At 64.9% G+C, this 26,802-nt stretch carries 26 protein-coding genes and 1 tRNA gene; 11 read left to right on the top strand and 16 right to left on the bottom strand.

What is annotated here, in order from left to right:
• The first annotated feature begins 7 nt into the window (after positions 1-7).
• The 3 genes from acnA to AC3A43_RS11065 are packed head-to-tail and all read left to right on the top strand — an operon-like array spanning position 8 to position 3,326.
• Complete coding sequence (gene acnA / locus AC3A43_RS11075) at positions 8-2,683, top strand: aconitate hydratase AcnA (protein WP_487792588.1); 2,676 nt, start codon at positions 8-10, stop codon at positions 2,681-2,683.
• 18 nt (positions 2,684-2,701) lie between these two features.
• Complete coding sequence (locus AC3A43_RS11070) at positions 2,702-3,001, top strand: ribosomal protein L7/L12 (protein ID WP_487792587.1); 300 nt, start codon at positions 2,702-2,704, stop codon at positions 2,999-3,001.
• Positions 3,002-3,050: 49 nt separating this feature from the next.
• Entirely contained in the window at positions 3,051-3,326 is a 276-nt protein-coding gene (locus AC3A43_RS11065) for a CBU_0592 family membrane protein (protein WP_487792586.1), read from the top strand.
• Here the strand turns inward: AC3A43_RS11065 and AC3A43_RS11060 are convergent.
• The 4 genes from AC3A43_RS11060 to AC3A43_RS11045 form a co-directional block, all read right to left on the bottom strand.
• Entirely contained in the window at positions 3,323-4,780 is a 1,458-nt protein-coding gene (locus tag AC3A43_RS11060) for an amidohydrolase family protein (protein ID WP_487792585.1), read from the bottom strand. The two genes, AC3A43_RS11065 and AC3A43_RS11060, sit on opposite strands and share 4 nt — an antisense overlap.
• A 64-nt stretch (positions 4,781-4,844) precedes the next feature.
• Positions 4,845-4,920: transfer RNA gene (locus AC3A43_RS11055), tRNA-Val, on the bottom strand.
• 74 nt (positions 4,921-4,994) lie between these two features.
• On the bottom strand, positions 4,995-5,966 hold the full coding sequence (locus AC3A43_RS11050) for a magnesium and cobalt transport protein CorA (RefSeq protein ID WP_487792584.1): 972 nt from the start codon (positions 5,964-5,966) through the stop codon (positions 4,995-4,997).
• Between the two features lie 72 nt (positions 5,967-6,038).
• A complete protein-coding gene (locus tag AC3A43_RS11045; protein WP_487792583.1) occupies positions 6,039-9,554 on the bottom strand; it encodes a CHAT domain-containing tetratricopeptide repeat protein in 3,516 nt (1,171 codons plus the stop codon).
• A 201-nt stretch (positions 9,555-9,755) separates the two neighbouring features.
• Here AC3A43_RS11045 and AC3A43_RS11040 point away from each other — a divergent pair, with 201 nt between their 5' ends.
• Complete coding sequence (locus tag AC3A43_RS11040) at positions 9,756-10,259, top strand: hypothetical protein (RefSeq protein ID WP_487792582.1); 504 nt, start codon at positions 9,756-9,758, stop codon at positions 10,257-10,259.
• An 11-nt stretch (positions 10,260-10,270) separates the two neighbouring features.
• Here the strand turns inward: AC3A43_RS11040 and AC3A43_RS11035 are convergent, their stop codons facing one another.
• On the bottom strand, positions 10,271-10,783 hold the full coding sequence (locus AC3A43_RS11035; protein ID WP_487792581.1) for a hypothetical protein: 513 nt from the start codon (positions 10,781-10,783) through the stop codon (positions 10,271-10,273).
• Between the two features lie 38 nt (positions 10,784-10,821).
• Positions 10,822-11,796, bottom strand: a complete 975-nt coding sequence (locus tag AC3A43_RS11030; RefSeq protein WP_487792580.1) for a MarR family transcriptional regulator — start codon at positions 11,794-11,796, stop codon at positions 10,822-10,824.
• Positions 11,797-12,098: 302 nt separating this feature from the next.
• Between AC3A43_RS11030 and AC3A43_RS11025 the strand changes: the two genes are divergently transcribed.
• From AC3A43_RS11025 to AC3A43_RS11000, 6 genes are read left to right on the top strand one after another with little or no spacing between them, the layout of a single operon-like run.
• Positions 12,099-12,677: a thermonuclease family protein gene (locus AC3A43_RS11025; protein ID WP_487792579.1), complete on the top strand. Its 579-nt coding sequence runs from the start codon at positions 12,099-12,101 to the stop codon at positions 12,675-12,677.
• A 58-nt stretch (positions 12,678-12,735) separates the two neighbouring features.
• Positions 12,736-13,113, top strand: a complete 378-nt coding sequence (locus AC3A43_RS11020; protein WP_487792578.1) for a fluoride efflux transporter FluC — start codon at positions 12,736-12,738, stop codon at positions 13,111-13,113.
• Positions 13,110-14,354, top strand: a complete 1,245-nt coding sequence (locus tag AC3A43_RS11015) for an RluA family pseudouridine synthase (protein WP_487792577.1) — start codon at positions 13,110-13,112, stop codon at positions 14,352-14,354. Before AC3A43_RS11020 ends, AC3A43_RS11015 begins: the two co-directional genes overlap by 4 nt.
• Positions 14,354-14,980 carry an FMN-binding negative transcriptional regulator gene (locus tag AC3A43_RS11010; protein WP_487792576.1) on the top strand — a complete coding sequence of 209 codons (627 nt, stop codon included), beginning with the start codon at positions 14,354-14,356 and terminating at the stop codon, positions 14,978-14,980. The genes AC3A43_RS11015 and AC3A43_RS11010 overlap by 1 nt, the downstream gene beginning before the upstream one ends.
• Positions 14,977-15,213, top strand: a complete 237-nt coding sequence (locus AC3A43_RS11005; RefSeq protein WP_487792575.1) for a hypothetical protein — start codon at positions 14,977-14,979, stop codon at positions 15,211-15,213. Before AC3A43_RS11010 ends, AC3A43_RS11005 begins: the two co-directional genes overlap by 4 nt.
• A 7-nt stretch (positions 15,214-15,220) precedes the next feature.
• Positions 15,221-15,910: an ATP12 family chaperone protein gene (locus AC3A43_RS11000; protein WP_487792574.1), complete on the top strand. Its 690-nt coding sequence runs from the start codon at positions 15,221-15,223 to the stop codon at positions 15,908-15,910.
• Between the two features lie 115 nt (positions 15,911-16,025).
• Here the strand turns inward: AC3A43_RS11000 and AC3A43_RS10995 are convergent, their stop codons facing one another.
• The 4 genes from AC3A43_RS10995 to AC3A43_RS10980 all read right to left on the bottom strand — a co-directional run bounded on the left by AC3A43_RS10995 (position 16,026) and on the right by AC3A43_RS10980 (position 19,836).
• Positions 16,026-16,829, bottom strand: coding sequence for a crotonase/enoyl-CoA hydratase family protein (locus AC3A43_RS10995; protein ID WP_487792573.1), 804 nt, complete (start codon positions 16,827-16,829; stop codon positions 16,026-16,028).
• Positions 16,826-17,443 carry a DsbA family protein gene (locus AC3A43_RS10990; RefSeq protein WP_487792572.1) on the bottom strand — a complete coding sequence of 206 codons (618 nt, stop codon included), beginning with the start codon at positions 17,441-17,443 and terminating at the stop codon, positions 16,826-16,828. Before AC3A43_RS10990 ends, AC3A43_RS10995 begins: the two co-directional genes overlap by 4 nt.
• 4 nt (positions 17,444-17,447) lie before the next feature.
• Positions 17,448-18,980, bottom strand: a complete 1,533-nt coding sequence (locus tag AC3A43_RS10985; protein ID WP_487792571.1) for an acyl-CoA synthetase — start codon at positions 18,978-18,980, stop codon at positions 17,448-17,450.
• A 142-nt stretch (positions 18,981-19,122) separates the two neighbouring features.
• Entirely contained in the window at positions 19,123-19,836 is a 714-nt protein-coding gene (locus AC3A43_RS10980) for a winged helix-turn-helix domain-containing protein (protein WP_487792570.1), read from the bottom strand.
• A gap of 86 nt (positions 19,837-19,922) precedes the next feature.
• Between AC3A43_RS10980 and AC3A43_RS10975 the strand changes: the two genes are divergently transcribed.
• On the top strand, positions 19,923-21,455 hold the full coding sequence (locus AC3A43_RS10975; protein ID WP_487792569.1) for a class I adenylate-forming enzyme family protein: 1,533 nt from the start codon (positions 19,923-19,925) through the stop codon (positions 21,453-21,455).
• An 80-nt stretch (positions 21,456-21,535) separates the two neighbouring features.
• Here AC3A43_RS10975 and AC3A43_RS10970 read toward each other — a convergent pair whose 3' ends face one another.
• The 6 genes from AC3A43_RS10970 to crtY are packed head-to-tail and all read right to left on the bottom strand — an operon-like array spanning position 21,536 to position 26,801.
• Positions 21,536-22,054 carry an AAA family ATPase gene (locus AC3A43_RS10970; RefSeq protein ID WP_487792568.1) on the bottom strand — a complete coding sequence of 173 codons (519 nt, stop codon included), beginning with the start codon at positions 22,052-22,054 and terminating at the stop codon, positions 21,536-21,538.
• Entirely contained in the window at positions 22,051-22,620 is a 570-nt protein-coding gene (pnuC, locus tag AC3A43_RS10965; protein WP_487792567.1) for a nicotinamide riboside transporter PnuC, read from the bottom strand. The genes AC3A43_RS10970 and pnuC overlap by 4 nt, the downstream gene beginning before the upstream one ends.
• Positions 22,617-23,591, bottom strand: coding sequence for a phytoene/squalene synthase family protein (locus AC3A43_RS10960; RefSeq protein ID WP_487792566.1), 975 nt, complete (start codon positions 23,589-23,591; stop codon positions 22,617-22,619). The genes pnuC and AC3A43_RS10960 overlap by 4 nt, the downstream gene beginning before the upstream one ends.
• Positions 23,591-24,172 carry an LOG family protein gene (locus tag AC3A43_RS10955; protein WP_487793040.1) on the bottom strand — a complete coding sequence of 194 codons (582 nt, stop codon included), beginning with the start codon at positions 24,170-24,172 and terminating at the stop codon, positions 23,591-23,593. The genes AC3A43_RS10960 and AC3A43_RS10955 overlap by 1 nt, the downstream gene beginning before the upstream one ends.
• Positions 24,172-25,647 (bottom strand): phytoene desaturase, encoded by a 1,476-nt coding sequence (locus AC3A43_RS10950; RefSeq protein WP_487792565.1) that lies wholly within the window; start codon positions 25,645-25,647, stop codon positions 24,172-24,174. Before AC3A43_RS10950 ends, AC3A43_RS10955 begins: the two co-directional genes overlap by 1 nt.
• The gene (gene crtY, locus AC3A43_RS10945) at positions 25,644-26,801 is read right to left on the bottom strand and encodes a lycopene beta-cyclase CrtY (RefSeq protein ID WP_487792564.1); all 1,158 of its coding nucleotides are present in this window, start codon (positions 26,799-26,801) and stop codon (positions 25,644-25,646) included. Before crtY ends, AC3A43_RS10950 begins: the two co-directional genes overlap by 4 nt.
• Position 26,802 lies beyond the last annotated feature (1 nt).

Raw genomic sequence — 26,802 nt, 5'->3', positions numbered from 1 at the left:
CAATCCTATGACGACCACGGGCAACGACACGCTTGGAACCCGCTCGACGCTGAGCGTCGGCGGCAAGAATTACGCTTATTATTCGCTCGACAAGGCCGCGGCCAAGCTGGGCGACGTCTCGCGCCTGCCGTTCAGCATGAAGGTGCTGCTCGAAAATCTGCTGCGCTTCGAAGATGGCGGTTTCACCGTGTCGACCGATGACGTGAAGGCGATCGTCGACTGGCAGAAGGACCCGCATTCGAACCAGGAAATCCAGTATCGCCCCGCGCGCGTGCTGCTGCAGGATTTCACCGGCGTTCCGTGCGTCGTCGACCTTGCCGCGATGCGCGATGCGATTGCCAGGCTCGGCGGCGACACGACGAAGATCAACCCGCTCGTCCCCGTCCACCTCGTCATCGACCACTCGGTGATGGTCGACGAATTCGGTCATCCGAAGGCGTTCGAGCAGAATGTCGAAATCGAATATTATCGCAACGGCGAACGCTACGACTTCCTGAAATGGGGATCGAAGAGCCTCGACAATTTCAAGGCGGTGCCCCCGGGCACCGGCATCTGCCACCAGGTCAATCTGGAACATATCGCGCAGGCGGTGTGGTCGAGCGAGGATGGGTCGGGTGAAACCGTCGCCTATCCCGACACCTGCGTCGGCACCGACAGCCACACGACGATGATCAACGGGCTCGGCGTGCTCGGCTGGGGCGTCGGCGGGATCGAGGCCGAGGCCGCGATGCTCGGCCAGCCCGTGTCGATGCTCATCCCCGAAGTTGTCGGCTTCAAATTCACCGGCAAGCTGAAGGAAGGCGTCACCGCGACCGACCTCGTGCTCACCGCGACGCAGATGCTGCGCGCCAAGGGCGTCGTCGGCCGCTTCGTCGAATATTTCGGCCCCGGCCTCGCCTCGCTGTCGCTCGCCGACCGCGCGACGCTCGCCAATATGGCGCCCGAATATGGCGCGACCTGCGGCTTCTTCGGCGTCGACGACAAGACGCTCGATTATATGCGCCTGACCGGGCGCAGCGACGAAAATATCGCGCTGGTCGAAGCCTATGCCAAGGCGCAGGGCCTCTGGATCGTCGAGGGCGCCGCGGACCCGATTTTCACCGACACGCTCGAACTCGACCTTGGCACCGTCGTGCCGTCGCTCGCGGGGCCGAAGCGTCCGCAGGACCGCGTCATCCTCGATCAGGTCGACGAAGTGTTCAACGCCGACCTCGCGTCGGTGTACAAGCATGACGGGATCAAGCGCGTCGCGGTCGACGGCAAGGATCATGACATCGGCGACGGCGACGTCGTCATCGCCGCGATCACCAGCTGCACCAACACGTCGAACCCCGGCGTGATGGTCGCCGCGGGCCTCGTCGCGCGCAAGGCGAACGCTTTGGGCCTGAAGCCGAAGCCGTGGGTCAAGACCTCGCTGGCACCGGGATCGCAGGTCGTCACCGACTATTTCGATCGTGCCGGCCTCACCGCCGACCTCGATGCGATCGGCTTCAACCTCGTCGGTTATGGCTGCACCACCTGCATCGGCAATTCGGGGCCGCTCGCGGGGCCGATTTCGGAGGCGATCAACGGCAACGACATCGTCGCCGCGTCGGTCATCTCGGGCAACCGCAACTTCGAAGGCCGCGTGTCGCCCGACGTGCGCGCGAACTTCCTCGCCTCGCCGCCGCTGGTCGTCGCTTATGCGCTCAAGGGCACGGTGACCGAGAATTTCACCACCACGCCGATCGGGCAGGATCAGGCGGGCAACGACGTATTCCTGAAAGACATCTGGCCGACGAACCAGGAAGTCGCCGACACGATGGCGGGCGCGGTCGACCGCGACATGTTCGTCGCGCGCTATCAGCATGTCTACAAGGGCGACGAGCATTGGCAGAAGATCGACGTCGAAGGTTCGGACACCTATCAGTGGCGCGCCGGATCGACCTATGTCGCCAACCCACCCTATTTCGAGGGCATGAGCATGACCCCGGCGCCGGTGAAGGACATCATCGACGCCAAGCCGCTCGCGATCCTCGGCGACAGCATCACGACCGATCACATCTCGCCCGCGGGTTCGATCAAGGCGGACAGCCCGGCCGGAAAATGGCTTATGGAACATCAGGTTAACAAGGCCGACTTCAACAGCTACGGCGCCCGCCGCGGCCACCACGACGTCATGATGCGCGGCACCTTCGCCAACATCCGCATCAAAAACGAAATGGTCCCCGGCATCGAAGGCGGCATGTCGCGCTACGGCAGCGAAGTCATGCCGATCTACGACGCCGCGATGCGTCACAAGGCCGACGGCACTCCGCTGGTCGTGATCGCGGGCAAGGAATATGGCACCGGCTCGTCGCGCGACTGGGCGGCGAAGGGCACCAACCTGCTCGGCGTTCGCGCCGTGATCGTCGAGAGTTTCGAGCGCATCCACCGCTCGAACCTCGTCGGCATGGGCGTGCTGCCGCTGCAGTTCCAGGACGGCGACACGCGCGAGACGCTCGGCCTGACCGGCGACGACATCTTCACCATCACCGGCGTCGCGGATCTCAAGCCGCGCCAGACGGTGACGGTGAACGTCACCCGCCCCGACGGATCGACCTTCAGCTTCGACACGCTCTGCCGCATCGATACGGCGAACGAGGTCGAATATTATATGAACGGCGGCATCCTGCATTACGTGCTGCGCAAGCTCGCGGCGTAAACGGGCGCGCGGACGACCATGGGCAAGCTGCTTTTCCTCGTCCTCGGCCTGCTGATCGGGCTTTTCATTGCCAAATATCTGCGCGGACGGGGGCGCGGCGATCTCACCGCGCCCCCGCCGTCGCGACCGATGCCGCGCGCGTCTGCACCGGCGCCGATGATCCGGATCGGCGACGAGCGGATCGACGAAGACGAAGTGCGCGAACTGATCCGTCAGAATCGCAAGATCGAGGCGATCAAGCGCGTCCGCGACCGCACCGGGCTCGGGCTTGCCGAGGCAAAGGACGCGGTGGACGCCATCGAACAGGCGATGCACTGAACCCGGCAGCCTCGACCGCGCGCGCCGTCACACGAAAGGGACAAAGCAGATGGGCGCGCCTCAGATCGCTATCGAAGTCATCGGCTGGCTGGCTGCGGCGATCATCCTCGCCAGCTATGTCCTGCTCTCGTTGGGGCGGATCGAAGCGCGCGGATATCTTTATCAGTGGATGAATGTGATCGGCGCGAGCGGCTTTGTGCTCAACTCGGGCTATAATGGCGCGCTGCCCTCGGCGGGGCTGAATGTCGTCTGGGCCGCAATGGGGGTCTTTACCCTGCTGAATGTCTGGCGCGCACGGCAGGCCGCGCGCGCTGTCATCCCTTAGGGCTTCGCGGCCTCGGCATTCCAAGCCGCGACCCTGGCTTTCGTCTCGGCGAGTATCGTGTCGAGCGCGCCGCGGTCGTGCACCTGCCCGCGCATCACCACAGCATCGATCGCGCGCGTCGCCGCGATGTCTTCGAGCGGATTTTTGGTCAGCAGGACCAGGTCGGCCGCCATGCCGGGCTTGATCGCCCCGTAACGATCGAGCCATCCGAACCACGCCGGCCCGGCGCGGGTCGCCGACGCAAGCGCCTGCGCCGGGGTCAGCCCTTTTTCGACGAACAGGCCGATCTCGTCATGCAGGCCAAAGCCCGGATAGTTGAAGCTGTTGAGGAAGCCCGCGTCGGTCCCGGCGATGATCGGAACGCCCGCTTCGGCGAGCATCGGCAGGATCGTCGCCACATCCTCGATCTGCTGGTGCCGCGCCGCAACCGCTGCGGCATCGGCCTTCGCCGCGCGCTCGACGCGCCAGTTATAGGTCTTGCGCAGCTTTGGTCCGATATAGGCGAGCCCAGCGTCCTTCGAATGATCGTCGCGGTCGAGATAGGCGATAATACGGCTGCCGTTGAGCGTCGGCGTAACGAACACGCCCTTGGCGGCGAAGCGGCGATAGGCGGCCATCGCCGTGTCACGGTCGAACCCGGCATCAAGCCGGCGGTTGGCCTCGGCACGGTCGATACGTTTCGCGGCGAAATCGGCGGCGATCGCCGCTTCGTCCTTCGCCCCGGCGTTATAGGCATAGTCGAGGTGCTCGATCGAACTGATCCCCGCATCGACCGCCTGATCGGTGGTCAGCGCCATCGGGATATGGCCCGATGTCTTGATGCCGAGCGCCTTCGCCTGGCGGAGCGCAAAGAGGAACAATTCGGGTTTCAGCGTGCTGTCGGTGATCTTGACGAAGTCGACCTTGTCGCGATCCTTGAGCCGCGCGAGCGCCGCATCGACGTCGGCCTCGCTGCCGACCTCGATCGTGCCTTTCCAGAGCGGCGCTATGCCCTCGATCTTGGCGCCCGAACTCAACAGGCGGGGGCCAAAGAGGCGGCCGGCCGCGATCTCGCCGCGCCACGCCAGAACCTGTTCGGGCAAATCGCCCGAGGCGTCGCGGATCGTCGTGATGCCGTTCGCGACATAAAGCGGCAGCAGCGCCTTATTCTCTTCGATCAGGTCGGGCCCGCCGCCGAAATGGACGTGCATGTCCCACAGGCCGGGGATGAGGTAACGCCCCCCGCCTTCGACCGTGCGTCCGGCGCGCCAATCCTTCGAAATAGAGGCATCCGTCCCGACCGCGACGATATCGTCGCCCTTCAACACCACGGCCTGCCCCGCGACCGTCTTCGCCGCTTCGACATCGACGATGGTGACGTGGCGGACGATGACATCGGCCTGTTTCGGCGCCGCGAATGCCGGCGACGCGAGCAGGAGCAACGATGATACGAGAGTGGCGAGCAGATGTTTCATGAGCGACCTTTCCAGACTGGGAAAAGCCTTAGCGCCGTCACGGCCTGTCCAACAAGGGGAGGAATGGTGGGCGATGACGGGCTCGAACCGCCGACATTCTCGGTGTAAACGAGACGCTCTACCAACTGAGCTAATCGCCCCTGCATGTCGCCATGCTCAGGAAGCGCGCCCCTGCCATAAGCAGCCGCCGCTGGCAAGCGATGCGTCGCTGGCGTCAGAGCCAGCCAATATGCTTGAAGCGCCAGAAGACCAACCCCGACCCGCCAAAGATCAGCGCGAGCGCGAACGGATAGCCAAGGCCCCAGTCGAGTTCGGGCATGAATTTGAAGTTCATGCCATAGATGCCGGCAATCGCGGTCGGCACCGCGAGGATCGCGGCCCATGCGGCGAGCTGTCGCGTGATAACGCCCTGGCGCTGCTGTTCCAGCATGCCGTTGGTCTCGATCACCGACGCCGCAATGTCGCGCAGCCCGGTGAGGCGGAATTCGGCGCGCTGGACATGGTCCCAGATGTCGCGAAAAAAGGGACGCACGGCGGGGTCGATATTCGGCAGATCGTCCTCGGTCGCAAGGCGGCCGGCGACCTCCTTCATCATTCCGACGAAACGCTGGAAGCGGATGATCTCGTGCCGCTGGGCATAAAGATGGCGAATCTCAGCCGCGTCGAGCGGGGTATCCATCACGCTGTCCTCGACCGCCAGCATCCGGTCCTCGATCGCATCAACGACAGGGAAATAGCCGTCGACGATGAAATCGAGCACCGCATAAAGAACATAATCGGGGCCGTGCGCCAGCTTGGCGGGCAGCGTTTCGAGCCGCGCCCGGATGTCGGTGTGCGTGCGCGCCGACCCGTGCCGAACGCTGACGAAGAAATGCGGCCCGAGGAAGAACGCGGTTTCGCCGGGATGAATGATGTCGGCGTCGAGGTTGGCGGTGCGCGTGATCACGAACAACTGGTCGCCATAGGCCTCGACCTTCGGCAACTGGTTCGCCTTCAGCGCATCCTCGACCGCGAGCGGATGCAAGCCGAAACGTTTGGCGATGCCCGCCAGTTCGGCAGACGTCGGCTCATACAGCCCAAGCCAGAAGAAATCGCCATCGGCGCAATCCTCCGGAATCGCCTCGTCGGGGCCGAGATCGCGGACGAGCTTGCCGTCATGATAGACGCGGGCGGCCATGATCGGCATGCGGCGGAAACTCCCTTGATGTGCGGCGCCTACATAGTGCGCGTGGCGCCGAAGGGAAATGCGCTCCTTCGTTCAGTCATCGCGATTGGCGATATTGGTGAAGGCAGCCCACGCAGCGGGATGCGACCAACCGGCTTTCCACCCGGCAATTGCGGCCCCGTCGGCGCGCTTGCCGGTGCGCACCGCCTTCATCCCCAACTGCAGCGCCTGCGCGCGCGACAGGTCAGGATTCGCGCGGCGTGCCGTCAGCACTTCAACCGTCAACATCGCGGTTGCCTCGTCCGATACACGCCAATGGCTCGCAAGCAGCGCATCGGCCCCCGCATAGAGAAAGCCGCGGGCGAGCGCAGAGAGGCTGTCGCCGCCTCCCGAATTTTCTGCCGACGCGGTGTTGCATGCCGACAGGATCACCCAGTCGGCCGACAGCGTCAACCGGGCGGCCTCGGTCGCGGTCAGGAGGCCGTCGTCGGTGTCGCTCGGCGCGGCGGGCGGCGTCATCACGAGACCCGGTTCGCCAAAGCCAAGCGCCGGATCGGGGAGCAGGCCGTGCGTCGCTATCGCGATGATACTGCTCGTCGATAACTCCGTATCTTGCCGCAATGCGGCTTCGGTCGCCTTTCCATCGAGCGTCAGACTGTCGGATGCGTTGCCGAAAAGATCGGCCATCGCCGCCAGCTCGACCTTGGTCCCCGGCAGCGGCGCAAGTTTCCGGAGCGCATCAGGGTCGGCAAGCGGCGAACCCGCGACGGAGACGCCATCGAAAACCCCGATGCCCGCGGCGGCGCGCGACCCCGTGTCGCCGCCCAGCAGTACCGGAGCGCCATAGCCGCGAAAACTCTTGTCGCGCCGCGCGGGGCGCGCTTCGCGGGTCAGCGTTAACGCGGCGACCGACGGCAGGCTGGTAAAGGCGTAGCGGTCGGCAAGCCAGCCCGCGCGGGCGAGCGTGTCGGGATCGGCAAGGTCGGCGCCTTCGGGCAGCGGCGTTGCCGACAGCATCGCAAGCGGCAGGTCGCCAAGCTTTCCGGAACTGGCGACATAGAGCCGGGACGTGCCCTTCAAGAGCGGTTCGATCGGCTCGATCAACTCCTTGTAGAGCGCATGCGCGGTGTCGAGGTCGAAGCGTTGATACCCTTCCTGTTCCTTCGTCGATGTCGGAATGGCGTCGAGCTCGGCCTTGCGCGCCCCCGAGCAGGTTGCAAAATCGACGTCGCAGCGCAGGTCCGAAATCTGTTTCAGAATGACGTCTATTTCCTTCCCCGGCCGGCTCCAGCCGACGGCCGTGGGGGTGACGACAAAGAGATGAAAGGTGTTCGCCGCCTCGGTCATCAGCAACAGCGCCTCGCCGGGCCGCAACGCCTTCTGCGCCTCGGCCAGGCCGATCGAGCGCGGCGACACCAGTTGACGGTAGGACGGATATTTCTTGTCGATCAGCGCGCTGAGGTCGGCAAGCTCGGCCTGAACACTGTCGAGCTCGCCGCGCAACCGCGCGGCTTCGATGGACTTTTGTGCGCCGAGCGCGCGCAACAGATTCTTGTCGATCAGGTTCGCCCGCGCCGCAAGATCCTGTTCCGCACGGACCGCTTCGGCCATCTGCGGCGTCTTCGCCGCACCGCGCGCCGCGGTCTGGAGCACCGCACGTCCCGACGCCGAGCTGACCGCATCCTGTGCGGCGCGGAAGGCGCGGTCCTGGATTTGCGACTGCTCGGCCGCCCCCGGCGTGTCGCTCATCAACCCGAAGGCAGCGTTCATATAGGTGGTAAAGACGCCCCGATCGGGGTTCGCCTGTTGCCGGTCGAGTCCCGACAGCGTGACGGCATTGCCTCGCGCCGCGGTCTGATCGTTCAGCCGCCGGACAATTGCCACCGCTTTGGCCGCGGCTTTCTCGGCCTCGGCCACCTTGCCCTGCCGCAGCAGGTTCGAAGCAAGATTGTCATAGGCATGCGCGGTGTCGATATGCGCTTCGCCGACGCTGTGCTGCAGGATCGCGAGCGACTGGCGGAAATAGGGCTCGGCGGCCTTGTCGCCACCACTGCCGCCGCCGCGGATCAGCGCAGCGCCGACGCCGTTATAGGAAACCGCCGTGAGCGGGTGATTTTCGCCAAGGAGGCGCCGCCGGATTTCGAGTGCCTTGAGCGTCATCTCGGCCTCTTCCGCGTGGCGACCGATATCACCGAGCGCCGATCCGAGGCTGGCATAGGCCCATGCCGTCTCAGGGTTGTCGTCGCCAAACTTGGCCCGGAATATACCGAGCGCCTGACGCATCAGCGGCTCGGCCTGGGCGGAACGACCGTCGTCGCGCATATTTTGCCCAAGGTTGACCAGCTGCGTCGCATAGGAAGGATGCGCTGTGCCGGTCAGCCGCTCCTGAAGCTCGAGAGAGCGGCGATACATGGGTTCGGCCTCGGTATAGCGGCCCTGCTGGTTCAGATTGTGCGCGACATTGGCGTACATCGTCGCCGAGCGCTGGCTGTTTTCGCCCAGCGCGGATCGCGTGATATCCAGCGCCTTGCGGATCAGCGGCTCGATGACACTGGGCGGCGCGCCGCTGCTTTCCATATTGACCGCAAGATTATTATAGGCCTCGCCGGTCAGCGGATGGGTTTCGCCGAGCGATTTGATGCGAATGGCGAGTGCCTTGCGATAGGCGGTATCGGCTTCGCCGAACCGTCCCTCGAGCGCGAGAGTATAGGCAACCGCCGTATAGCCGAGCGCCGCCTGCGTGCTGTCGTCACCCTTGGCGGCGCGCGCCAGGTCGAGCGACGTGTTCGCCGCCGCCGATGCCTCGGCATAGCGCCCCATGTCGCCGAAGTTCACCGCACTGTTATAATAACGCAGCGAAAGGTCGGCGCCGCTTGTCTCCGGCAACGCCTCGTCGATCGCGCGCGCCTTTTCGAGCAGCGGCCCGGCCTCGTCGTAGCGCGCAAGGTCACGCAGTACGACGGCCAGATTGGCATAACCCGATGCCGTTTCGCGGTGTTTTTCGCCGTGGACGGCCAGGCTGCTCTCCAGCGCCTTGCGATACAGCGCCTCGGCGCCTTTCAAGTCCCCGAGTTCGGACAGGACCGATGCGAGATTGCTCGTTGCGACGATCGTCTTGGCATCGCGCTCGCCCTTGCTCGCGGCCCGCGCAGCGAGGATCGTGCGGCGCAGCGGCAGCGCATCGGCAGGCCGGCCCTGCTTGATATAGTTGGACGAAAGGAACCCATAGGCCGTCAGCGTTTCATCGTCCGTCTCGCCCATCACTGTGCGGTTGATGTCGAGCAGGCGCTTCCAATAACTCTCCGCCTCCTTCAGCTGGTTCTGGCCCTCGAGATTACCGGCGAGCAGGCGATATCCGAGACTGGTGATCAGACCGTCGGCGCCATAGCGCTTCGTCGCCTCACCGATCCAGCGGCGATAAACCTCGCCGGCCTCACGTGTCTTGCCGGCACTGTCAAAGGCCATGCCGCTGTTGAGAAGGTCGAGCATTTTTTGCTGGTCGTCGTTAAGCGCGCTGGACGGCGCATCCTGCGCGAAAGCCACGGGAACGACAGTCCATAACGGTGCCGCAAGAACGAGAGCCAGAATGCGGTATCGACAGCTAGCCATAAAGCGGCATCCCCCTGTTTTGGACCAACATACAGAATATATTGGGATATTGTCATCTGCGAACCGTTAAAGCGGAATACGCATCCGCGATGTGACAAGCGTCACTCTGATCGGTCGGCGACGACATTCTTGCCAACCCGCCAGCGCGCCCTATCATTTCCGCGTCGCTCAAGGAGTCGACCGTTCTTCAGGAGGATTGCCATGACCCGGACGCGTATATTTGCCGCATTGTCGCTATTCGCCGTAGCGCTGTCGCCCGTGTCCGCCATCGCGGTCGATCCCGAAACGGACGGCGCGCTGAACCTCGTCTGTTTTGGCGTCGGCGAAAAGATGACGAGCCAGACGACGCGCGAACTGGTGTGGGACAAATATGACCATCGCTATCGTTCGCGCGACGGCATCACCACGGGGATGCAGCAGATCGACACCGCGGTGACGATCCAGATCTTTGGCACCGACGGGCGCATCCGGCTTCCCAAGACGCTGATTCCACCGATCAATTCGGGCGGCGACGACCAGCATTGGTGGCAACTCCACGATGTCCAGACGACGTCCGGCCAGATCGCTGCGAGCTACAAACTCAACGGGCTCAACCATCCCAAGGTCAAGATCGACCGCACGACGGGCGAAATCGCGATCAAGGGGACAGGACAGGATTTCCACGGCCGCTGCGATCCGGTCGACGCCGGACAACGGCGGTTCTGACCGGAGCGCCGCTAGATATCGCGGCTGTCATAAGCCCAATGAAGCAGCGCCTGCCTTTGTTTCGGCCGACAAAAGGGATCACCCGGCTCGCAATTCTTGCGGACCTGCGCCGCATGGCGTCGGAACGCGCGCCATCGTGCGATCTGTCGGCGGTCTTCGCCGGGCATGCGCCGGCCTGAATAATAGCGACAATACCATTGAAACCAGCCACGCGGATCGTCGGGATGGATCCAGCCCTTCGCGATCCACTCCCGAAGCGGAACACTCGCCCGGATACCGAAATAGTTGAGCGAGCAATCGGGGCGCGCGGCCGCGAACTTTGCATGCTCGAACCAGCTCGCCGGAAACTCGGCGGTGCAATCGGTCATGTATTTTCCGCAGAAGACGCCGAGTTCCAGCATTTCGGCGGGGGTAAGTTCGGGCTCGAAATCGGGATCGAACCCCGCACCCATCGGCGCGGTGCGCGTGTAGCGATATCCCCGCTGCATCCGGTCGTTCACGACCACTTGGACGATTTCGTTCATGCGCAGAGCCTAGCCACGCCGCCCCCACGAGACCAAGACTATTCGTCGAGCGCCTCGAAATAGCGGCCAAGGGCATCGCACGCGCCCTCGGCAAGCGCGATGAAGATGCGGCGGCCATCGTCCGGGTCATCCTTGCGCAGAAAGAGCCCTGCGTCGGTCATCGTCTTGATCCAACGCAACGCGGTCGTCGCGGGCACCGCGGCGGCAATGCACAGGCTCGACACCGACACCGGCTGTCGCTCGAGCCGTGCGGCATAGAGATCGAGCAGCATATCCCATGCCGGATCGGCGAACAGGTCCGCCGGGAAATATTGCTCGCGCATTCGACGCTGACGCAGCATCCGGCGCACTGATTTCGCGCGCTGCCGGTCGAGCGCGCGCTCTTCGGGAACGAAGCTGCGCGGGATCGCCGCAAAGTCGCGCGACGGCGCCCGCACCTGCCCCGAATAATCCGCCAACTCGTCACCGCGCGAAACATAGCCCGTTGGCGTGCCGGGGAGCCCCCCGCTTTGCCCCGCAAGGTCGCCGAGCAGGCGCGAGATGCGCGCGACCTCTTCCTGCAACCGGTCGATCCGTTCGATCGCGTCGTCGCGCGCGATATCGTGGAGCACCCCGTGCCGCGTACGCCGCGCGCCTGCCAGCGCAACGATCCGGTCGACCGGATCGGGATCGACGAGGAATTGCGCCGAAAGCGCCGCCGGAATCGCTGCAACGACCCGGTCGAGCATCGGCAGCGCGGTTTCGCAAATGAGATTGGCGCCCTGCTCACCCACTGCCGCGCATATGTCGGCCAGCATGGCGTCGTCGATCGCACCCGCTGCGTCCAGCCAGACGATATCGAGCGTGGCGGTTTGCCGAATATGGCTCGCGGCGCCGGACGGGGGAATCGCCCTGGCAAGCCGCACGCCGGCGAACGAAGCCGAGTCGAGCCAATCTTGCCGCGGCCCCACAAACAAAAGGGGCGATGCGACGCCCTCGAAGATCGGGGCGCCGATCGCCTCGGGAGGTTTCACCTCTCCTGCACGGAATCCTTCCCGCGGGAATGTCGATGCGTCCAAAGCCTGTGCCTGTAGGTCCATCATGCTGCCTGTCCCCGTTCCATCGCTCCACCTTGGCGTAACCATGCCGTCATTTCGGCGATATTCACCTTTTGTTCGTTCCTGTTTGCCGCCAATCCGGACCCAGGCAAGATATCTGCATGGGCCGACGCGGGTCAGCCGGAACGGAATAGGTCCATTTTGGACATGATTTGTTCTCGTCGTCAACCCTTAGTTCACGCTTGCCAAGCTGGCGACATCGAGTCAGGCGGGACATCATGGTTTCAGGCCCCTCCTCGCTTGCGCGGCTTCGCTGGCGGCGGCGTTTCCGGTCGCTGCTGGCGCTTCTTCTGCTCGCCGGCCTGGCATGCGCGGCGTGGGTCTGGTTGCCGCCGTCCACCGTCACGCTGCCTCCGGTCCATGTGATCGACGGCGACAGCCTGACGGTAAGGCAGGATGATGCGCCGCTGACGATCCGGCTCACACATATCGATGCGGTCGAGTATCGGCAGGATTGCACACGCACCGGCGTCGCATGGCGCTGCGGGCGCGACGCGCGAACGGCGTTGGAACGGCTTGTCGGTCGCAGGCCGCTCCATTGCGAGATCGCCGCAAAGGACCGTTATGGCCGCACGCTCGCGGCATGCCGTACCGCCGCCTTTCCGGACGGCATCGACCTCGGCGCCGAGATGGTCCGGCTCGGCTGGGCCGTGGCGAGCGACGAGGCCTATATGGTCGAGGAAGCCGAAGCGCAGGCCGGGCGGCGCGGCATCTGGCAAGGCAGCTTCACCCGGCCCGCCGACTGGCGCGCGGTGCATGAACGCCCGGCCGCCGCACTGGCCCTGCCCGACGCCTGACACCGCGCCCGCAACCACCCGCTATGCCTCGGCGCCGTTTCCGGCTAGGGCGAGCGTCATGAACAGCCTGTTTCCCGTCATGATTGGCGGCGCGATCGGCGCCGGGGCCCGCCATCTGGTCGGTCAGGCGATGCTCGCGCGGCTCGGCCCCGGCTTCCCCTGGTGGACGTTGTCGATCAATATCTTCGGCGGCCTCTTGATGGGGCTGCTCGTCGGCGCGCTCGCGCGCGGCGACGGCGGCGACACCGCGCGCCTGTTCGTTGGCGTCGGAATCCTCGGCGGCTTCACCACCTTTTCCTCTTTCAGCATGGAATTCTGGATGCTTTTCGAACGCGGCCAAAACGCTCAGGCGGCCGCCTATGTCCTCGCGTCGGTTATCGGCGCGATCGCCGCCTGCGGGCTCGGCTTGTTTATCGTGCGGCAGGTGCCGGCATGAGCGAGTCCAAAAACCAGCTCGACGGCGCGACGATCGCCGAGGAAGACGACGGCATCCGGCTCGACCGCTGGTTCAAACGCCATCGCGAGGGAACCCCGCACGCGCTGCTTGCGCGCTGGGCGCGATCGGGTCAGCTGACGCTCGACGGCAAGAAGGCCGATGTGTCGGACCGTATCGCGACAGGTCAGAAGCTCGTCATGCCGAGCCCGCCTGTCGAGACCGTCGCGCGTCCCGCCCGCAAAGGTCGTCCGCTGACCGACGCCGATGTCGAGTTGGCGACCGGAATGCTGATCCATCGCGACGCAAGCGCGATCGTGCTCAACAAGCCGCCGGGCCTTGCGACGCAGGGCGGCACCAAGACCGAGCAACATGTCGACGGCCTGCTCGATGCGCTGAAATTCGACGGCCCGACCCGGCCGAAGCTCGTCCACCGGCTCGACAAGGATACATCGGGTGCGTTGCTGATCGCGCGCACGCCAAAGGCCGCGGCCTATTTTGCCAAAAGCTTTTCGAACCGCAGCGCGAAAAAGACCTATTGGGCGCTGATCGTTGGCGTACCCGACATCCAGCAGGGCGAAATCGACCTTCCGCTCGCCAAGCAGCCGGGATCGGGCGGCGAAAAAATGCACGTCCATGACGACGGCCTGCCGTCGAAGACGCGCTACCGCGTGATCGAACGCGCCGGCAACAGCGCGGCGTGGGTCGAACTCCAGCCGCTCACCGGTCGCACCCACCAGCTGCGCGTCCATATGGCGGCGATCGGCCACCCGATCGTCGGCGACGGCAAATATGGCGGCAAGGGCGCCTTCCTGACCGGGACGATCAGCCGCAAGATGCACCTGCACAGCCGCCGGCTGCGCATCGACCATCCCGATGGCGGCACGATCGATATCAGCGCCGATCTCCCCGCGCATTTCGCGGCGAGTATCGACGATCTGGGCTTCGATATGTTGCTCGGCGATATCGGGCTTGATGCGGGTGATAAAGGCCCGCCGCCGAAATCGGCGTTGAAGGCGCAGGCCAAGGCGCACAGCAAACAGATTCGCAAGGCGCGGCGCGGCGAGCGACGCGGACGCACCGCCGAAGGCAAGCCCACCGACTTTGTCGGCAAGCCAAAGCCCAAACCCAAGGCGGGCAAGCTGGACAAGGCAGGCAAACCCGGCAAGCCCGCACCGAAAAAGCCCGCGGGCAAGAAACCGAGCGCAAAAAAGCATCCGGCGCGGCCAACCAACGCAAGCTGATGCACCCGAATTCCGCCTTCCGTCCCAGCCCGCGACAGGACGATCTTGCCGAGTTGCTCGTGCGCGAGATCGGCTTTGCCGCGATCTTCGCGAGCACGCCCGACGGACCGCGCGTTGCGCATGCGCCGGTGGTGCTGAGCGAAGACCGGGCGACGCTGCAATTCCACCTTGCGCGCGGCAATTCCCTCACCCGCCATCTCGAAGGCGCGAGCACGCTGGCTGTCGTGCAGGGTCCCGATTCCTATGTCAGCGCAAGCTGGTATGCCGACGCCGACCAGGTGCCGACGTGGAATTATGTCGCGATCGAAATGGAAGGCGTGGCGCGCAAGCTCGACGACGCGGCATTGATCGCGCAGCTCGACACGCTGTCGGCCAGCCACGAAGCGCGTATCGGCGCAAACCCGCCATGGACACGCGACAAGATGAACCCCGCGCTGTTCAGCAAGATGACCGGGGCGATTATCGGCTTTGAAATGCGCATCACGGCTTGGCGCCCGACGATCAAACTGTCGCAGAATAAATCCCACGACGAGCGCGAGCGCGTCATCAAGGGGGTCGAGACGACCGGGCACGGCGCGCTCGCCCAGTTGATGCGCCACATCGGCGGCGATAGGGAAGGCGCATGACCCAAACCAACGACGCGCTCGCCAAAAAACGCTTCTTCGCTATCACCGCGATGCGGCTGATGGGCGCTTTTTTCGTGCTGATCGGCTTTGTGCTGATCCGGGGTGGATGGGCGCTTGCGGGCCAGCCTACCGACCGCTGGATCGGCGTTGCCGTCGTGCTGATCGGCGTGTTCGATTTTGCCGTCATGCCCTTGCTGCTCGCGCGCCGCTGGCGTTCGCCCAAAGACCTGTGACCAACCGGTGAAGCGGTTCTGGAAAGACGCCGCAGCTGTCCGGCAGGATGGCGGCTGGAGCATCGCGCTCGACGGGCGCCCCATGCGTACGCCGCAGCGCGCCCCGCTGATCGTTGCGAGCGCGGCGCTGGCCGAAACGATCGCTGCCGAATGGCAGGATCAAGGCGACACGGTCGACCCCGCCGCGATGCCGATAACCGGCCTCACCAACGCAGCAATTGATCTGGCCTTACCCGATCCGGTCGGCTTTGCCGAACCCATCGCCGCCTATGCCGCCACCGACCTCTTCTGTTACCGCGACGACCGCGATGCGCTGCTGCAGGCCGAACAGGCGGCGACGTGGAACCCGCTCCTTTCTTGGGCAGAGGCGCGGTTCGGGATCGAATTTGTCATCACGCAGGGAATCCTGCCCGTGGATCAGCCACCCGCAACGACCGCGACGCTGCGCGCGGCGACATTCACGGTCGACCCGTGGCGGATGGCGCCGCTCACCCCGCTCGTCACCATCGGCGGATCGCTCGTCGCCGGGCTGTCGCTGCTCGAGCGCGCGTTCGACGCCGAAGCCTTGTGGGAGGCGGTCAGCCTTGACGTGCTTTATCAGGAACGCCGCTGGGGCGCCGACAGCGAAGCCCAAAAGGCGCGCGCCGCGCACAAACGCGACTGGGACAATGCGGTGCGCTTCTTGGGGTTGCTCTGATTTTTATCCTCCCTGTCGCGAAGCGATGGGGAGGTGGCAGCGCGGAGCGCTGACGGAGGGGCTTTTGCGCTGCCGTCGCGGCCCTTCCACCACCGCTTCGCGGCAGGGAGGATCTTTAATCCGTAAAATTCGGCTTCCGCTTCTGCATCCCGGCCATCACCGCTTCCATCTGGTTCGGGGTGCGAATGACCTTCACCTGCTCGTCGCTTTCGGCCTGCAATATTTCGGCATCGCTCGCATCGGCGAGCATGTTGCACAATCGCTTGGCGCCACGGATCGCGTGCGGATTCTTGTCTGCGATCACCGCCGCGAGCTCCATCGCTCTCGCCAGCGGCTCGTCCGACACATGCGTCGCGAAACCCAGCAGCTTCGCCTCCGATCCGTTGAACTCGCGATTGGTATAGATCATTTCGCGCAGCACATCGTCGGCGACCTGCGTGCGCCACAGCGCCATGCCCGCGACATCGGGAACGAGGCCCCAGCGCATTTCCATGATGGCAATGCGCGTGTCGGGATGCACGACACGGATGTCGGCGGCGGCCATGATCTGGCTGCCCGCGCCGAACGCTACGCCGTGCACCGCTGCGATTACCGGCACCGGGATTTCGCGCCAGCCCCATGCGGCATATTGCGCGTTGTTCACGATCCCGCGGGTCCGGTCAGACAGCGTGCCGCCGGCGCTGCTCGCGCCCGGATCGCGATCGTTGCTCAAACTGGAAAGGTCGAGCCCGGCGCAGAAGGCGCGCCCTTCGCCCGACAGCACGACGACGCGGAGGCCCGCGGTCGCCTTGAGCTGGTCGACGGCTTCCGCCAGCGCTTCCCACATCGCGGTATCGAGCGCGTTCATCTTGTCGGCGCGAATCAGCCGGACGTCGGCGATGCCGCCTTCGAGCATGGTGATCGAAATACGGTCTTTCATGGGAGAATCCTCTTCAGCGCGGCTTCGACGAGCGCAAGCTGGTCGTTGCCGAAATACATATCGTCGGTGTCGACAAAGATCGTCGGCGAACCATAGCCGCCGCGCGCGATGACTTCATCGGTATTCGCGCGCAGCCGCGCCTTGACCGCGTCGCTGCCCGCCGCCGCGGTAAGCCCTGCGCCGTCCAGCCCTTCGGCATTGGCGACCGCCGCGAGCACGGCGGGATCGTCGAGATTCTCCTGCCGGTCGAAATAGCTCGCGAACGCGCCGCGCGCGAAGCGTGCGAGCGCAGCCTGATCGTCCTCCAGCGCGCAGCAGAAGCGCATCGCGGCGATGCTTTTCGCCGGATGCCACTCGGACGGGAAATTCATCGGTACGCCCGCCAGCCGCGCCCAGTCCTTCAAAATTTTCCAGCTATGCTGAAGCCGCCGGTTATCGGCCTGCTCACGCGCCGCGTAAACGGCGGGGTTTACCGCGTTGAACACACCGCCGACGAGGATCGGGCGGTAGGTGGCGGCAGCGCCCGTCCGTTCGAGCACGCCCGGCAGATTGTGAAACGCGAGGCAGGTCCAGGGCGAAGAGAGGTCAAAGAAGAATTCGACACGCGCGGTCATGCGGTCAGGCCTCCGTCTTCGCCTTTTCCCAATATTGGTCGCGCAGCAGGCGCTTGTAGAGCTTGCCCGTGTCGTGGCGCGGTAGGGCTTCGAGGAAGTCGATGCGGCGCGGGATCTTCACGCCCGACAGTTTCTCGCGCGCATAGGCGATCAATTCGTCGCGGAACGCCTCGGTCGCGTCGGCCATGTCGGCGGGCTGGATCACCGCGATCACCTCTTCGCCCATTTCGTCGTGCGGGCCGCCGACGACCGCGACATCGGCGACTCGGGGATGGGTGACGAGGTGGTTTTCGATTTCCTGCGGATAGATGTTCACGCCGCCCGAGATGATCATGAAGCTCTTGCGGTCGGTCAGATAGAGGAAGCCATCTTCATCAACTTTGCCCACATCGCCAAGGGTCGACCAGCCCTTCGAATTGCGGCTCGACGCCGTTTTCTCGTTATCACCATGATATTCGAAGACATTTTCACTTTCGAAGAAAACCGCGCCTTCTTCGTTCGCGCCCAGCTCGGTTTCATTGTCCTCACCCATGATGTGGATCGCGCCGAGGATCGGGCGGCCCACCGAGCCCTTGTGCGTCAGCCAGTCGGGGCTGGAGATGAAGGTCATGCCATTGCCTTCGGACCCGGCATAATATTCGAACAACACCGGTCCCCACCAGTCGATCATCGCCTGCTTGACCGGCACCGGGCACGGCGCCGCGGCGTGGATAGCGACCTTGAGCGACGAGGTGTCGTAGCGGCTGCGCGCATCCTCGGGCAGCTTTAGCATGCGAACGAAATGCGTCGGCACCCACTGGCTGGCGTTCACGCGATATTTTTCGATGTACGACAGCGCCGCTTCGGGATCGAATTTCTTCATCAGGACGACGGTGCCGCCAAGGCGGTGGATTGTCATCGACCAGCGCAACGGCGCGGCGTGATAGAGCGGCGCGGGCGACAGATAGATGCTGTCGGCATTGATCTGAAACACCGCCGAGGCCAGCATGACGAGACTGTTGGTGGCATCGATCGCGGGATCATCGGGAAGCGGCACACGCACGCCCTTGGGCCGGCCGGTGGTGCCCGACGAATAGAGCATGTCGACCCCGGCGCGCTCGTCGGCGACGGGCGTCGCGGGCATCGCGCCGACGGCATTCTCCCAGCTTGCATAGCCGGGGATGTCGCCGCCCATCGCAAAGCGCTTGATGCCCGTCGTGAGCTGCTGCGCCGCACCGGCGAGGCTGGCCGACACCACAAGGATCTGCGCCCCCGAATTTTCGAGGATATAGTCGGTCTCGTCCTGCGTCAGCCGCGACGAGATGCAGACATAGCGCAGCCCCGCACGCTGCGCGCCCCAGGTCAGCCCGTAATAATGCGGGGTGTTGTCGAGCATGAAGGCGACGACATCTTCATGCCCCAATCCATGCGAGCGAAAAAGCTGCGCGGCGCGATTCGACGCGGCGTCGAGTTCGCCATAGCTGATCGCCTCCCCGGTTTCGGCGACGATGATCGCGGGCTTGTCGGGGTTGCTGCGGGCGTGAACTGAGGGGTGCATCGGGCGTCTCTCCGGGAATCATTGCTTTCTTTATGTCGAAGATCAGTAGCAACCTGAAACTTTCGGTCAAGCAAGCTGGGACCGATGACGGGTTCGCAATCAAGAAGCGGCAAATTGCGGCGCAAAATCGGAAGAGGCCAGCTTAATCCGGTCGCGAGCGCAGCGTATAACCCATTCCCTTCACCGTCTGCAGCATCGGCCAGTCGAAGCCCCGGTCGACCTTCGCGCGCAGCCGCGACATATGCACTTCGACGCGATTGGTGCCGGGGTCGAAATCGAGCCGCCACACCGCGCGGAGGAGCGCATCGCGCGACAGCGGCCGGTCGGGCACCCGCGCGAGGTTGGCGAGCAGGTCGAATTCGCGCAGCGGTAAACGAATGAGCTGGCCCGCACGCTCGACCCGCCGGTCGATCAGGTCGATGCGCAGTTCGCCCTCCCAGAGTTGGCCGGTAGCGATCCGGCTGCGGCGCAGCAGGCTGGCGATCCGCGCGAGCACTTCGGGGAGATTGCCGGTCCACCCGACCGCATCATCGGCGCCGGCGCCAAGCGCCACCATCCGGTCGTCGAGCGAATCGCGATCGGAAAGCGCAATCAGCGGTCGGCGCCCGATGGCCAACCGCGCCAGCCGGACGAATTCGAAAGGCTCCTGCCAGCCGAGGAACGGGTTGACGATCAGCAGGTCGAAACAGCTGTCGATCCAGGGGCGAAGACCGTTCACATGCGGTGGCAGAAACCGCACCCCCATACCCGCCGCCTCAACCGCCGCACCGAGCATATCGGCTCGCGCGGCCACGGGGTGATAGATGGCAATGAGCAACTTCCTGTCGCCCGCTCCCGCAATATCCGATGACGCCATCCACATCCCCCGTCGTCGACGCAACATCTTGTCGCCTCGCCGCCCCACGGCATTGCACCGCCTTTTGGCTGTGCTAACGCAGAGGCATGACCAGTATCGAAATGCTTGACGGCGACTTCGCCACCCTGCCCGACCTTGTCCGTGCCCATGCTGCGGAACGTCCCGATGCCGTAGCGGCTGCCGACGCACATCGGCGGCTGAGCTGGTCCGAACTGGATCAATTGACCGACCGAATCGCCGCGCGCCTGCAGCAGGACGGATTCGCAAAAGGAGAGCGCACCGCGATTGCGGGGCTCAACAGCGTCGAGCAGATGGCGGTAATCCTCGGCACGCTGCGCGCTGGCGGCATCGCGGGCCTCGTCACGAACAGCGCGACCGGCGAACAGATGGCGGCGATGATCGCCGACACCGGCGCCCGCCACCTGTTCCTCGACAGCGCGGCGAAGGCGAGCCTCGAAACGCAGGTCATCACCGCGAGCGACCTGATCGCGATGGACGGCAGCGACGCCGGAACCCCGCTGGGTGCCTGGCTATCGCTCGCGGGCGCGAAGCCGGCGCCGGTCGAAATCCTGCCCACGGACGGCTTCAACATCATCTATTCGTCGGGCACCACCGGCACGCCCAAGGGCATTATCCACAGCCACGCGATGCGGTGGCAGCATATCATTCGCGGCGCCCCCGCTTATGGCCCCAATGCCGTGACGATCCTGTCGACGCCGCTCTATTCGAACACGACGATGGCGAGCTTCATGCCCACCGTCGGGTCGGGCGGGCAGACCGTGCTGATGAAGAAATTCGACGCACGCGGCTTCCTCGAACTCGCCGCGCGCGAACGCGCGACGAACACGATGCTGGTCCCGGTGCAGTACCGCCGGATCATGGCGCTCGAGGATTTCGGCAGCTTCGATCTCTCCAGCTTCGTGGTGAAATATTGCACTTCGGCGCCCTTCCCCGCGGCGCTGAAGGCCGACGTGCTGCAACGCTGGCCGGGCGGTCTTGTCGAGATTTACGGCATGACCGAGGGCGGCGCCGCGTTCATCCTCGAAGCGCATCAATTCCCCGACAAATTGCACACGGTCGGCAGGCCAGCACCCGGCCATATCGCCAAAGTAATCGACGAGGACGGCAATGAATTGCCACAGGGTTCGGTCGGCGAGGTCGTCGGCCGAAGCCCTGCGATGATGACCGGCTACAACAATCGCCCCGACGCGACCAAGGCGATGCACTGGCACGATTCCGAGGGAAATCTCTTCTATCGCCACGGCGATATCGGCCGGATCGACGAGGACGGGTTCCTGACGCTGATGGACCGCGCGAAGGACATGATCATTTCGGGCGGCTTCAACATTTTCCCGAGCGACCTCGAAACGATCCTGATCGCCGACGACCGCGTCGTCGAAGCGGCCGTCGTCGGCATGCCGAGCGAGGAATGGGGCGAGACCCCCGTCGCGTTCGCGGTGCTGAAACCCGGCGCCGATGCCGAGAGTGTGCGCGCCGACTGCAACGCGAAGGTCGGCAAGACGCAGCGGCTGAGTGCGATCACCATCGTCGAGGAACTACCGCGCAGTCCGATCGGCAAGGTATTAAAGCGCGAGTTGCGGGATGCCTACGCCAGATAGCTTCGGACTTTCGACTAACGGGAAGCGGCCTTCTCTTTCGTGGTCACCCCAAAGCGCGCCCTCGCGCGCAGCATATCCCGTCAGCCCAACCCCGCCGCCTCAATCGCCGCCAGCGCACTCTGCAGCCGCGCGTCGCCCTCGCCCTCGACCCACGCCCATTTGAGCCGCCGCCGGTCGAGCTCGCCGATCGCGACCTCCATGAACTGCATCCGCGCCAGCTCGCTGCCGAACAGGCGCGTGCCATCCTCCTGCCAGGGCAGGTCCATCGCCGGGACCAGATAAAGGTCGGCGACATCGTCCCACAGGTCGATCTCGGGCAGGCGGCGACCGAGCAGCATGATCGCCCACGCCTGCGTCATCAGCGGGTCGGTGTCGGATATCAGCCATGCGGGCCGCTGCACGAGCGCTTCGCGCGTCGCCGCCAGATGCCCGTCGAAGATCGCGAGCAGGTCGACCTCGTCAAGGTCGGTTCCGTTCGCTTCGGCATAGGTGCGGCCATATTCGGGAACGACGAGCCCGCCGAGCTGGAGCGCCAGGCGCGGGGCAAGCGTCGATTTGCCGGTGCTTTCGGCGCCGTGGAGGCAGATATGGTGCGTCAAATGGCGACCCGCCCTGTCGCCGCTGCGCGCCGCCATTGCAGAAGGCCGTCGATCGACAGGCCGAGGAGCACGACATAGACCGCGCTGGTTGCGTAGAGCCCGCGCCAGGCGAAAAGCGGCACTGCAATCAGGTCGACGAGGATCCAGAGGTACCAGCTTTCAACCCGGCGCCGCGCCAGCAACCATTGCGCCGTAATGCTGAGCATGGCGATTGCGCCATCGACCCACGGCGCGATCGCGTCTGTGTAGCGATCCATCGCAAAACTCCATCCGACCCACGCGACGATGGTGGCCAGCACCCAATATTGCCGCGCCGTCACGCTCATCCACCCGACGGGTATGCCGCTCTCGTCGCGCGAGCGGATCCATGCCGCCCATCCATAGAGATTGAGCGCAAAGAAAAAGCCCTGGAGCAGCATGTCGCTGTACAGCTTCGCTTCGAAAAAGACGAAACCGTAGAGCGTGACCGCGACGAGGGCGAAAGGGTAGTTCCAGACGCTGCGCAGCGCGACGAGCGCGACATTGGTCAGCACGAAAGCCGCCGCGATCCATTCGATGTAGCTCACGCCCGGACCTCAGGTCCCGGATCAATGGACCGGGGCCGCGTCCAGAGGCCGTCCCTGCTGATCCGCCGCTGCGGCGGGCGGCGCAGCACCGACCAGCCCGCACGGGCGACCCAGCCGAGCTTGGCGAAGCGCGATGTACCCGCACGATGGTCCCACGCATGGTCGCCGCGCGCGCGGACTTCGCGCGCGATATCGCCATAGATGCCCGCGGCCGCGAGCACCGCCCAGCGGCTGCGCGGCGCCAGCTTGCGCGCGCCCCAGCGCGCCGACGCTTCATATTCCTCGGCCATTTCGGACAGCCATTTCGCCATCACCGTCAGGCGCCCGCGAAAGGCGGGGTGCATATGCTGGCCGGGCGGGATGTCGAGTTCGACCATCCAGTCCATCGGCAGGTAACAGCGGTCGGCGGCGGCATCCTCGGCCACGTCGCGCGCGATATTGGCAAGCTGGAACGCAATGCCGAGGTCGCAGGCGCGGTCGAGCGTCGTCTCGTCGGTCGGCTCGATGCCCATCACCAGCGCCATCGCGACCCCGACTGCGCCGGCGACATGATAGCCGTACCGCAACAGGTCGGCCTCGCTGCGCGGGCGCCAGTCCTTTGCATCGAGTTCGAAGCCCGCGATGATGTCGTCGATGACCGCGCGTGGGATCGCCACTTCGGTAAGCAGGAAGCCGAGCGCGTCGAACGCCGGATCGCCGGTCGGCTCGCCGGCAAAGGCTCTGTCGGTCTGCGTCCGGATATGCGCGACCGCTGCGACGGCGTCATGATCCTGCGTCATCGCGCCGCCATGGTCCTGCCCGTCGGTCAGGTCGTCGGCGGCGCGGCACCAAGCATAGAGCAGCCACACCCGTTCGCGCGTCTCGCGGTCGAACAGCTGGCTGGCGAGGGCAAAGCTTTTCGATCCGCGCGCGATGCTGTCGTGCGCGAAACCGTGGAGGGCATGTGCATCATAGACCCCCTCTTCGATCATTACAGATTTTCGGCCTTCATCGCGAAGATCGTCTTGTGCGGCACATAGGCGGCCATCTTATCGAGCAGGTCGTCGAGCCCCGCGTCAACGATCATGATCCCGGCGTGCGCGGGCCGGATGAAGCCGACCTCGACCATGTTCCGGTTGAAGGCGATCAGATCGTTGTAAAAGCCCGCCGCGTTGAGCAGCCCGACGGGCTTGGCGTGATAGCCAAGCTGCGCCCAGCTGATCGCTTCCCACAATTCGTCCATCGTGCCGACGCCGCCGGGAATGGTGAGGAAACCGTCCGACAGGTCGGTGAACATCTTTTTGCGTTCGTGCATGCCGCTGACGACATGCAGTTCGGTACAGCCGCGGTGCGCGACTTCGGCCCCGACCAGCGCCTCCGGGATAATGCCGATCACCTCGCCGCCGGCCTCCAGCGCGCTATCGGCAACCGCGCCCATCAGCCCGAGCCGGCCGCCGCCATAGACGACGCCGATCCCGCGCTCCGCCAACGTGCGCCCGACATGGCGCGCGGTTTCAATATAGATCGGATCTTCGGGGGTCGCGGACCCGCAATAGACGGCAAGGCGTTTCATCATTCTTCCAACATCAATTGGGCGGTCGCCTTGGCGCTACCGACGACCCCCGGGATACCCGCGCCCGGATGCGTCCCCGCGCCGACGAAGTAAAGATTCGAAATCACATCGTCACGGTTATGGGCGCGGAACCAGGCGCTTTGCCACAGGACGGGCTCGAGGCTGAAGGCGCTGCCCAGATGCGCCGACAGGTCGCGGCCGAAATCGGCGGGGGTGTAATGGAACCGCGTGACGAGGTTGGCGCGGAGACCCGGCAGGACGCGGCGCTCGACCTCGTCCAATATGGCGTCGGCAAAGCGCGTTCCGAATTCGCCGTCCCAATCGGCCTTCGCCTTGCCGAGGTGCGCGACGGGGGCGAGCGCATAGAAAGCAGCGTGCCCAGGCGGCGCCATGCCCGGGTCGGTAATGCTGGGATGGTGGAGGTAGAGCGAGAAGTCGTCGGGAACGACGCCGCCGTAAATATCGTCGAGCAGGCCCTTGTAGCGCGGGCCGAACAGGATGCTGTGATGCGCGATATCGGGATAGTCGCCCTTCACCCCGAAATGCACGACCATGAGCGAGGGCGACCAGCGTTTGCGCGCCAGGCTTTTCGCGACTTTACCCCCGCGCGGATGATCGGCGAGCAGCGCGCGATAGCTGTGCATCAGGTCGCCGTTGACCGCGACCATAGCGGCGTCGCCGTGCCAGCCGCTTGCGGTGGTGACCCCCGTCGCGCGGCCGTCCGCGGTGTCGATCTTCGCTACCGGATCGCCAAGGCGCAGCGTGCCGCCGAGCCGCTCGAACAGCCGCACCATAGCGCTGACCAGCGCATTGGTGCCGCCGCGCGCGAACCAGACGCCGCCGTCCTTCTCGATCGTATGGATCAGCGCATAGATCGCGCTGGTCGTCATCGGGTTGCCGCCGACCAACAGCGTGTGGAACGACAGCGCCTGTCGCAACCGTTCGTCCTGCACATAGGAGGACACGATCGAATAGACGCTGCGCCATGCCTGATATTTCATCAGCGCGGGCGCCGCCTTGATCATCGAGGCAAAGTCGAGGAAGGCGACCGCGCCAAGCTTCACATAGCCCTGTTCGTAGACACCCCGCGAATAGGTGAGGAAGCGGTTATAGCCGTCGACATCGGCGGGGTGGAGCTTTTCGATCTCGGCGCGAAGCGCGGCCTCGTCGTTCGAATAATCGAAGTTCGTCCCGTCGGGCCAGTTCAGCCGGTAAAAGGGCATGACCGGGACCAGATCGACGTCGGTCGCCATATCCTGCCCGCTGAGCGCCCATAATTCCTGAAGGCACGGCGGATCGGTGATCACGGTCGGCCCGGCATCGAAGGTGAAGCCGTCCTTGACCCAATGATAGGCGCGCCCGCCGGGCTTGTCGCGCGCCTCGACGATCGTCGTCGCGATCCCCGCCGACTGGAGCCGGATTGCGAGCGCTATGCCGCCGAAACCGGCGCCGATAATGATAGCCGAGCGGGTCATTTCCAGTCCAGTTTCGAAAGCGCCGCAATGGCGCGGCCCACAGATACGGGCGGCTTGCCCGAAAGGATGCGAAGCTTGTCGGTAGCGGTCGATCGTCCGGCGTAAAAGCGCGCGATCAATCCCGGTGCCAAGCGGTAAAAGCGCTCAAAAACCTTGAAACGCGCATCCGGCTCGGCAGCGCGGAACAGCATCGCGCCGAGCATGCGATAGAAGCGCTGCCGCCGCCACGACGCCGCCGCACGGTCGCGGAGCATGTTTGCCAGATCGGGGCGATCGACGATCCCGGGTAACGCGGTCGCGGTCCGCACCGCATCGGGAAGCGAATAACCCGTCATGGCCTGAAAGGCGCCCGCGCGCACGCCGATCCGGCCGGCGCGATCGGACTCGGGCCAGAGTCGGCCGAAATCGCCCGCAATGACGACCGGCAGAACGCCCGTTTCCTCGCGCGTCGTCGCGGTGACGTTCCATTGGCGCCGCGCCGCGTAGGTCGCGATCCGGTCGCGCACCTCGGCTATGTCGAGGTCGGGGCTGTCGCTGTAATAAGTGTCCTCGACGAAGACGGTCTCGGCATCGAAGGGCAACAGATAGACGAAGCGATAGCCGTCCATCTGCTCCACCGTCGCATCCATCACGACGGGCCGATCAAGGCCATGCCCGCCCTCGACGCTCAGCGCCTGTCCGACGAATTTCTGCCACCCGCAATCGAGACCGGGAAATTTGCCGACGCCGCGCGCGTCGATGACATGCTTCGCCGAAAGGCGCCCGCCGCGCGACAGCAGCAGATGGTCCGGCGCGACATGCTTCGCCTTGTCGGCGATGATGTGCCCGGCGGGTAACGCCCCGATGACCGCATCGGCGAGCGCTTCTCCGGTGATGCTCTTGTACCCCATTCGCACCCTGCGCTCGTGCGAGGGAAAGCGGACGTCGTACTGCGTCCAGTGATGCCGGACGAGCGGCGCGACGAGCCAGCGATCCTTTTTTGCGATGTCGCTGTCGAAAAAGGACCAGATATGATTGCCGCCGATCGGCCCCGGCTCGATCAGCCGCACGTCGAGGTCGGGGCGCTTAGCCGCCAGCGCAAGCGCGGCGAGCCCGCCGGCGAGCCCGCCGCCGACAATCGCGATATCGCAGAAATCTGTGTTGCCCGCCGCCATC

The sequence above is a fragment of the Sphingopyxis sp. Soil_C_28 genome (assembly GCF_057657055.1).
This window is presented reverse-complemented; position numbering and strand designations above follow the sequence as displayed.